The organism is Coprobacter sp. (assembly GCF_982436375.1).
Map to the genome: position 1 here is coordinate 1 of NZ_CEWDCG010000101.1, position 10,461 is coordinate 10,461.

Here is a 10,461-nt window from a genome sequence, read left to right on the forward strand (position 1 = left end):
AAAAAAAATTTCTTATTTCCCAATTTCTTAAAAAAGTTTTCAACTACTCTAAGAACCTAACATGATGATATTTCCTTATCGGAAAATTAAGACAGGTTATAACAAAAAAAACACATTAAAAATACCTTTTAACAGAGACATCAATAAAATAATGATACTTCAAGCTATCAAATTTTCCACATCGAGAACTATTTCAAAAAAAATAAATTTATTATCGATACACAAATTTACCCTCTTTTCCGTACATTTTTACCTACCTGTTTCCACCCTGCATTCGTATGTTTGTTATCAAAATTTTAACTACTAAATTTAATATCGAATGACAATGAACAAACATTTATTGCTGATTATCCTGTCATTTATCACATGGATAACACCTGTAAAAGCAGAAGATCTGAAACTCTGGTATGATCGCCCCGCCGATTATTGGGTGGAAGCCCTTCCATTAGGAAACGGAAGATTGGCCGCCATGGTATACGGTACAATTCTACAAGACACGATCCAAATTAATGAAGATACTTATTGGTCAGGAAGTCCGTATAATAATGCAAATCCCAATGCGAAAACACATTTAAATCAAATTCGAGAATATATCAATGACGGAGAATATGCCGAAGCTCAAAAAATAGCACTGGCAAACATTATTGCAGACCGCAATATTACCGGGCACGGCATGATTTATGAATCTATCGGTAACCTGCTATTAGATTTTCCGGAAAGCCATAAAACTCCAACAAATTATTATCGAGAGTTAGACCTTTCCAATGCAATAGCGAAAGTAACTTACACAGTTGACGGAGTAGATTATACACGTGAAGCATTTACATCATTTACCGACAATTTGATTATCATCAAAATTTCCGCATCAAAACAAGGAATGGTAAATTTTAACACATCTTTTGTAGGACCGTTGAAAAGCAACCGAGTCAAAGCATCTACAGAAATCGTCAGTGGAACAAATAATACGATAAGAGTAAAAAATACACCTGGCAAAACTGCTGAAGAAAATATTCCCAATCTTTTAAGACCGACAACCTATATTAGGGTAGTGGCTGAGGGAGGAACTCAATCGGCAGACAGCAGTAATAAAATACTAAAAGTCTCTGATGCCGACGTCGCTTACATATACATCTCATCAGCCACAAACTTTATAAATTATAAAGACATAAGTGGAGACAGCGATGCAAAAGCACTTTCCTATTTAAACAAGTTCGACAAAGATTATGAGCAGGCAAAGAATGATCATATCACCCGATATCAAGAGCAATTCGGACGAGTTTCTCTTGACCTCGGAAATAATAGCGTTCAAGAAAAGAAACCGACAGATAAACGTATCGAGGAATTCTCCAACACAAATGACCCGTCATTAGCATCTCTCTATTTTCAGTTCGGACGTTACTTATTGATATCCAGCTCTCAACCGGGATCACAACCGGCTAATTTGCAAGGTATATGGAATCCGAATGCAGGACAATATCCTGCATGGGACAGCAAATATACGACAAACATAAATGTAGAAATGAACTATTGGCCTGCGGAAGTAACCAATTTGAGTGAATGTCACCAACCGTTTCTTGAAATGGTGAAAGATGTAAGCGTCACCGGACAAGAATCTGCAGAAACGATGTATGGTTGCAGGGGATGGACACTTCATCACAATACCGACTTGTGGCGCTCCACAGGCGCAGTCGATAAAAGTGCCTGCGGAATATGGCCGACATGTAATGCATGGTTCTGTTCTCATCTTTGGGAACATTACTTGTTTACCGGAGATAAAGAATTTTTATCCGAAGTTTATCCTATACTCAAAAGCGCCTGCGAATTTTATCAAGATTTCCTTATTACCGACCCCAAAACAGGATATAAGGTCGTCTCTCCGTCAAACTCTCCGGAAAATCATCCGGGACTGTTTTCTTATGTCGATGACAGCGAAAAAAAACAGAATGCCGCACTTTTCAGCGGAGTTACAATGGATAATCAAATGGTTTTCGACTTACTTAAAAACACGATCGATGCAGCCGAAATTCTCGGTAAAGACGCCGACTTCGCAGCAGATCTGAAAAAGTTGAAAGATCAACTGCCCCCTATGCATGTCGGAAAATACGGACAACTACAAGAATGGCTTGAAGACTGGGACAGAGAAACTTCCGGACACCGTCATGTATCCCATTTATGGGGAATGTTTCCCGGTAACCAAATTTCGCCATATACCAATCCTCAACTGTTTCAAGCAGCAAAAAAATCTTTAGAAGGAAGAGGCGATGCAAGCAGAGGATGGTCTATGGGCTGGAAAGTATGTCTATGGGCGAGACTCCTTGATGGAAATCATGCATATAAATTGATACAAAACCAATTAAAATTGAAAGACCCTAATGCAACAATTGATGATCCCGACGGTGGTACTTATGCAAACATGTTCGATGCACATCCACCTTTCCAGATTGACGGAAATTTCGGATGTTGTGCAGGTATTGCCGAAATGTTGTTGCAAAGCCATGACGGGACAGTGCATCTATTACCTGCCCTACCCGACGCATGGTCTGAAGGAAACGTAAAAGGATTAAAAGCTCGTGGAGGTTTTGAAATTGTCGATATGCAATGGAAATGGGGAGAAATTGTTTCGGTAACGATAAAATCCAGTATCGGAGGAAATTTGCGCATTCGTACGGCAACTCCGTTAAAAGCTAACGGAAATTTCACATTAAGTGTTGCCACAGGAAACAACAGCAACCCGTTGAATTCTGTTTACGAAATTCCCGATCCAATTATCAAAGACGAATCTAAAATTCCGGAATTAGTATTACAAGAAACAACAGTATACGATCTTCAGACAGAAGCCGGGCAATCTTATACATTAGTTCCTGTCAGCAACATCTATGAATGGACAGGATCTTCATCTTCGACCTGGAATGAAGCAAATAACTGGAATCCGGTAGGAGTTCCCGGAGATAAAGATTTAGGCATCGTCAACAGCGGAGAAATCGATATTAACGGAAATTCTTTTGCCGGAAGTATCAGCATACACGAAAATTCCATTGTCAACATATCCAAAACATCAGAATTAAAAGGCAACTTATCTTTTGAAGGCGGTTCTGTAAAGAATGATCAAAACGGAGTTATTTTCACTGCCGGAAGTGCATCTATCGAAAATAACACGAATTTTCAAATAACAGGTACTTTAATACTTGCAACTTCGATTTCAGGAGAAGGCTCTATCGATAAAAAAGGTTCAGGAACACTAACTATACAAGGCGACAACAGTAACTTCAGCGGGGATTTGAATATCAATGACGGTGAATTAGCTGTTTCGGGTATGAATGCAGCAGGAACAGGAAACATCAAAATCGAGAATTCTGCCAAACTGACCGTAAAATCTGACGATTGTCTTTTTCATAAAACTAAAATAGAGGTAGCAGAAGGAGGAAAAATCAACCTCAGCGCAAACATTTCTTTAAGTGAAGTCTATACAAATAACAATCTGCTCGCCGAAGGGAAATATACAGCATCATCACTACCTGCATATTTGGAAGGAAACGGAACGTTGACAATCACACATCCTCAATATCCGTTTATATGGACTCCTAAAGATAATAAAAAATGGAATGTGGCGGCCAATTATACTCCCGCCATATTGCCCACAGAAGGAGACACCGTAATCGTTGAATCGGAAATAGAAGCTGAAACAGCGAGTTTTCCGGTAATAATCTATCTGAACAGTGCCAATATCAGGTTAAGAAAAGATACTGAAATCAAAGAATTATATATGGCAGGCGGCACTAAACTTAACTATGCAACCAGTGGAAGCGGTTTCTCTCTGAATGCTCCGATCCATATTAATGGAGAAATAAATCTGCAATTAAGTGGAGGTGAGATAAATGCAATGACTTTTCCCGGAAACATCGATGGAAGATCTACCGTAACGATAGATAATAGTTCGAACAGCATAACTGAAGCCAGTATTGTTTTAAAAGGAAATAATTCGGAATTTTCAGGAATATGGAATATCACGAACAGTCCTCGTACCGAAGGTTCTTCTATCTGTATATCAGGGGAAGGAGCAAATGCTTTCGGTGCTTCAGAAATACAAGTAGGTGCTGGAAACAAGGTTATATTTAAACATGCAAACGCCGCAGGAGAATCGACTACATTATCCCTTCTTTCCGGAGGTAAAGCTGTTATGAACACAAACGGTATAGTAGGCAAATTGATTTTAAACGATACAGAATATACGGAAGGAACATTCGATGCAAATTCTCATTCTGAATTTTTCGAAGGTAATGGGACACTGACTGTAAAAGGGAATACTTCCGATATTAAGGAAGAAACCGTCCAAAACGGGAATCAGGCCAATTACCGGAACGGCATTCTATCACTGCAATATCCTTGTGAAAATTTATGTATTTCAGATATGCAGGGAAGAATTCTTCTTGATAAAATCTATGGACAGCAATTTTCGATAAAACTGAATAACGGCATCTATCTTATAAAAGCCGATAGCCAGATCATCAAACTAATCGTAAAAGAATAACACCCTTTTTTGTGCTCGTGTAAAACGAGCACAAAATTATTATCATTAACTTTAGAACTTTACTGTATGAATATTAAAAAACTTTTTGGAAGCATCGCTTTTTTAAGCTCTCTGCTACCTCAAATCTACGCAAAAGAAATCAATGTTACCACTCAAACTTTCAATGAAGCTTATACTCTAGCCGAAAGCGGAGATATATTATTGATGAGCAGCGGAACATATAATAAGCAAATATCTTTTCCCTCAGACAAAAGTATTACTTTAAAAGCGGAAAAAAATGCAGAAGTGGTTATTACTTTCGACATAACGGGAAATGACGATACATCTGAAAATGGAGGAGGATTGATCTTCGATGGCGTAAAAATAAACCGTTCGGCAGATTATTTTATAAGCGGAAATTTCGGAAATATATCTACTCTGGAATTCAAGAATTCAGAAATTACGAACATTGGACGTTGTCTATTACGGACAAGCAATGAAGGCACGATAAACAACATAGAATTCGAAAATTGCTTAATCCACGATTGTGGAAATAATGGATGGAATTTTTTATATCCTAAACATATCGTCAAAAAAGTATCTGTAAAAAATTGTTCGCTGTATAATTATTTAGGCGAAAGCTTTTTCTCTCCTACCGGATCGGACAATAACAATATATTTACTTTTATTTTTGAGAACAATACGGTTTACAAATGGTCTAAAGATACGAAATACGCTATTTGCAACACGGCAAAAAATTACAGTACAAATTCTATTTACAATTTCACAAACAATATTATCAATGAACCGGGAGTAAGCGGCAAAACACCATCGATTCTAAATGCAACCGGAGGAACACTTACTGCCGAAAAAAACCTGATTGTCAACTATGGCGGGTATAACCGGACAGAGACAATAAACGATATTACTTTAGAAAGCTTAGGATTAACCACTATTGGATTTCCCGATGCCGCCAACGGTGATTTTACTATTTTATCAAGCTCTCCATTAGCTACCGCAGGAAAAGACGGCAAATGTGTGGGAGATGCAAGATGGATCAAGAAGGTTACATCTCCTGCACAATTTTCAGCAACGGTAATGCCGGAAAATGCCGGAAGCGTCTCTCCCACAAACGTCACTTTTAATCAAGGTGATCCGGTCACAGTCACCGCTACCGAGAATTTCGGATACTCTTTTAAGCAATGGGAAACAAAAAACGGGGAAATCTTATCGACAGAAAATCCTTATTCTTTCAATATCGAAAATGATTTAGAGATAGTCGCTGTATTTGACAAACTGACCACTTACACATTTACTGTAAATAAAGATGGGGCAGGCGCTCAATGGGGAATAGTAAATCTTAATCCCGAACCGACTGACGGAAAATATATCGAAGGTACGATCGTAACCATGACCATAGAGACTAATCCTATTACATCTTTCCTGCAATGGGAGGACGGTTCGAGCGAAAATAAACGTACGGTTAAAATCAATGGAGATAAAACTTATACCGCAACTTTCGACAAAATCCCATTTATCGTAGGCTGGGACTTGGAAACAAGCGAACCAAGAGGAGAACGTCCGGCCGACTATGCCGCCACAACAGACAATAAGGGATTACTTTCCTTATATAATGGAGATGGAAGTACGACAAACTGGGGAGGAAGTACTCGTACCTTCGGAGGTATCACTTATAACTGTGCACGACGTTATACCGATTATGCCTCAATGAATAATCCCCGTTATTTTCAGGCTAAATTTTCAGCAAAAGACTATGTAAATATAAAAGTAACTTCCTTAGTTGCTGCAGACAACGCATGCGTACACAAAACGCAAAAAATGCAATATTCCCTAAACGGAAACGATTTTACAGATTTAACAACTATTACTATGGAAGAGACCAGTGCAAATTGGGAAAAAATGGAAGCTTTTTTACCCGAAGAAGCTGAAGGAGCAAATATGGTATATATTCGTTGGGCGGCAGATGCGACAAGCGATTTGATCGGAACTCCGGGAAGTAGTGATACCGAAGGCTTCTATTTAACAAATATTTTTGTCTATGCCGATAATTCCAGCATCGATGATAAAGAAGCGCCGATACTACTATCGACTTCTCCTGAAAACGATTCTAATACGGCATCTGCAAACGGAAAAATCGTTTTATCTTTTAACGAACAAGTACAAGCCGGTACAGGAGAAATAGAATTTAACGGTTCTGCTATCGAACCGATATTCGGAAGCAGTACAGCATCCTTTGAATACAAAGGTCTCGAGTATAATACATCCTATACTTTTACCGTACCAGCCGGTGCAATTACCGACCGTGCAGGAAATCCATTTGAAGGCGTTACATTGAATTTCACGACAATGAATCGTCCCCAGCCGATTACACGGGTATTTGATGCCGTAGTCGCAGCAGATAAAACCGGAGATTATGAATCGGTGCAGGCCGCAATAGACGCTGCTCCGGAAAACAGAACTACTCCTTATTTGATATTCATTAAAAACGGATCTTACGAAGAACAAGTCGTTATTCCCTCTGACAAACCGAACATACACCTTATCGGTCAAGATAAAGAAAAAACAAACATACATTTGAAAATCAATGTTCAAAGCGAACCGCAAGAAGGGTCACAATGGTATCAGAACGACACGGCAGCATGGAAATATTCGGTACATAATCCCGAATCTCCGACATACCAAATGGAAGGAACTGTTGTCAGAATAAATAGTAACGACTTCTTTTCCGAAAATATTTCCTTCATTAACGACTGGGGTGTAGAACGCCAAAACGGACCGCAATCATTAGCTATGATGACAAAGGGTGACCGCATAACTTTTCATAATTGCAAATTCCGCTCTTACCAAGATACATGGATGACTCCGGGAAACACCGGATACCGTCATTATGTAAAAGGATGCTATATCGAAGGAGCTGTCGATTATGTCTATGGAGCTGGAGATTGCTTATTCGAAGATTGCACATTATACAATGTCAGAAGCGGATCGGTCATCACTGCTCCAGAGCATGAAAAAGGAACTCAATGGGGATATGTTTTCGATCACTGTACCATCGATGGGAATGAAGCTTCGAACGATGGCAAAAACAAATTAGGACGACCTTGGCATAATAACCCGATTTGCGTATGGTTAAACACGACCATGAAAGTAGGAATTGCTCCGGAGGGCTGGAGTGAAATGGGAGGAATACCCGCCCTATTTGCAGAATATAACAGTATGGATATAGATGGAAATCCCGTAGATCTAAATAACAGAAGAACATTTTATACAGGTACTGACGAAGGTATGGAAGAAGGCGGTGAGTGTAAAGCTGAACTTTCTGCCGATGAAGCAGCCCGCTATACCTATGAAAATATCGTCAGCGGCAATGACAACTGGAATCCTCGCAGCTTAATAGAAACAATAGGCATACCGCAAAATGTAACGATCTCAGAAAATGTGCTTAGTTGGGAAGCCGTACCTTATGCCATCTGTTACGTAATACTTCGCAATAATGAAGTAATCGGATTTACTACCGAAACATCTTATACCGATGCAGCAAGTAAAGACAACGACGAATATTGCATCCAGGCCGTCAACGAAGCCGGAAGTCTCGGAGAAAAATCGGAAAATGTGAATAAAGGAACTTCGGCTATCGATAAATCCGAAAAAAGCTCTTTTAACGTAACAGTATCAAACGGAAAAATACATTTGTCCGGACTTTCCTCAGGAGAAAAGATAACTGTATTCTCATTAAACGGTGCAATCATCTATGATACCGTAACAATTGAAAACTCATGTTTTATAAACTTATCTGTTCGAGGAGTTTATCTGATTAAAGCAGGAAATGAAATAAAGAAAGTTATTCTTTAATAACAGAACAATAACAAACTTTACGTTTCCATAAAAATGGGCTGCCCTCAAAAGACAGCCCATTTCTCACTTAATTATTAAAATTTTACCGTATCAATATTTTCAGAGTACAAGAATTCCCGTCAATTACCGCTTTAGCGATATAAATACCTTTATTAAAATCATTCAAAGAATATAAACCGGCTTGAGGTGCATCAATAATTTGCAACAAACTTCCTGAAAGAGAATAAAGTTTTACCTGTACAGGAGTCTTAATTCCTTTTAACAGAATAGAATTACAGGCTTGATGCAAAGATGCTCCACTTACTTGAACAGCCTCTGCCGAATCGGTAATATCATCCAGATTCGGAACTTTATAATTTTGCTCGCCCTTATCTAATTTATAATAAAATGCTACGCTAAAATTATAAAGCGGATAAGGCTGATCGTATATAATCTCTCCCGACTGCGTTTTCGGTTCATAATCAGGTCTCAAAGTCACATAGTTATCATTTTCTTTATCACGAGGATAGAAATAAGAGTTATCAGGATTTTTCTTATCATGATCGATATATTTGTAATAAGCCTCATAATCATCACTATCACGCAAATTACCATGTCCGCCGTTTGCTCCATCTCCGGCATAATTTACTTCAATTACACCGCTCAAATCCTGAGCACAAGTCAAATAAACGCAATCTCCTTCTATCCGGATATTCGTTATTGTCTGTTGTGCGTTATCATTATATACTCTAAAACCATAATCCGTTTTCTTTTGTACTGTCCAATCGTCCAACACCAAAGGTAATTTCGGAACAAGGAAGCGAATTTTTATCTCTTTAGCATTATCCGTACGGGAGATTTCTATCGGCTGCAAAGGAACAAAGCGTTGCCCCAATACCTTCGTACGGTAATATGCTTTGCCCAACATCTCGCCATACCAACGGTAACCGTTCGCATCAAGATGACCCCCTCGGTCTGTCATCGGATACACCGGACCGGCACAAATCATATCCTCATTTTCATTAGCGGTTTCTAATTGAGCCATACCTATTTCCAAAGTTTTCCCCCGAGTATATTGCGCGCCGGTCTGGTAAGTGATAAACAAAGGTTTCTCATTTTGAGCATAACTGTTTATAACATCCTGCTGCATGTCATTCTTCAATTTATACAACAACGCTTTATATTCATTCTTATCAGTTGTATTGGGTACACCCGGAGTCAATCCCTTTTCAGAATCCGAAGTATAATTATATTCTCCTTGCATCCAAATAATTGCCGGACAAGAAATCACGCTGTTCAGTTCCCGAGAAATTTTAGCCCCGTAAAACATCGCATATTTAAAATCATTATATAAATATCCGTTGGTACAATGTTTTGAAAGCTGTTCTATCGTCTTGCCTCCCGTACCGGTAGAAGTCGCTACATATTTTACATCAGGGTCATTCAATTTTAAACGAAGATGATTCACCGCTGCAACGATAGGACATTCGGCAATTCCGCCATTTTTAGTCTTAGCCGAATTTTTATCCGAAATAGCCAAAGATGCTTTTAATGGATTAAACTTATCAAAAGTCGTATTCCCGAGATTTATCCAAACCTGATCTCCGATCATATAATTACCCTCTAAAGATTCGGTAGACATAGAAGGATAAGACTGATGCCCGGTAGAAAGACTCTGACCGTATATTATAAAATGCTCATAAACCGACGATTCTCCTTCTCCGCCACCGGGAGTCAGCGGCGTCTCGATCGCTCCTGATGCACAACGTCCGTCAGCAAAAGAACGTACAGCACCCAATTGATCGGTCATAATGCCCAAATCCTGCAAAAATTCAGCATTCCCCTGACGATATGCCGGAGAAGTGGTATAAACCGGGACACTGTTTTGCGTGGCAATATATTTATCCGGATCGATAGCCAATCCCGCAATCGATCCGCTATTATAATTTATATAATTCTCATTTTCGAGAGGAGAAGTATATCCATGATCAGCCAACAAACGTCCCAAAAAAGAATTTTTAAGATTAAAATTCTTCCCGTCTATCAGATAAGAATCATTACTGTTATATTCTGCAAATAGGGCGGGTATTCCTCCCATT

General features: G+C 39.0%; 3 protein-coding genes. 2 read left to right on the forward strand and 1 reads right to left on the reverse strand.

The genetic code is table 11. From position 1 onward, the window contains the following. The first annotated feature begins 319 nt into the window (after positions 1-319). Together AC1WHX_RS07210 and AC1WHX_RS07215 are read left to right on the forward strand one after the other, a co-directional pair. Positions 320-4,528: a glycosyl hydrolase family 95 catalytic domain-containing protein gene (locus tag AC1WHX_RS07210; RefSeq protein ID WP_418236271.1), complete on the forward strand. Its 4,209-nt coding sequence runs from the start codon at positions 320-322 to the stop codon at positions 4,526-4,528. Positions 4,529-4,594: 66 nt separating this feature from the next. Further along, a complete protein-coding gene (locus tag AC1WHX_RS07215; RefSeq protein ID WP_481229076.1) occupies positions 4,595-8,380 on the forward strand; it encodes a pectinesterase family protein in 3,786 nt (1,261 codons plus the stop codon). A gap of 85 nt (positions 8,381-8,465) precedes the next feature. Here the strand turns inward: AC1WHX_RS07215 and AC1WHX_RS07220 are convergent. Beyond that, positions 8,466-10,461, reverse strand: a 1,996-nt coding sequence (locus AC1WHX_RS07220) for a hypothetical protein (protein ID WP_481229078.1), incomplete at its 5' end; no start/stop codon positions are given.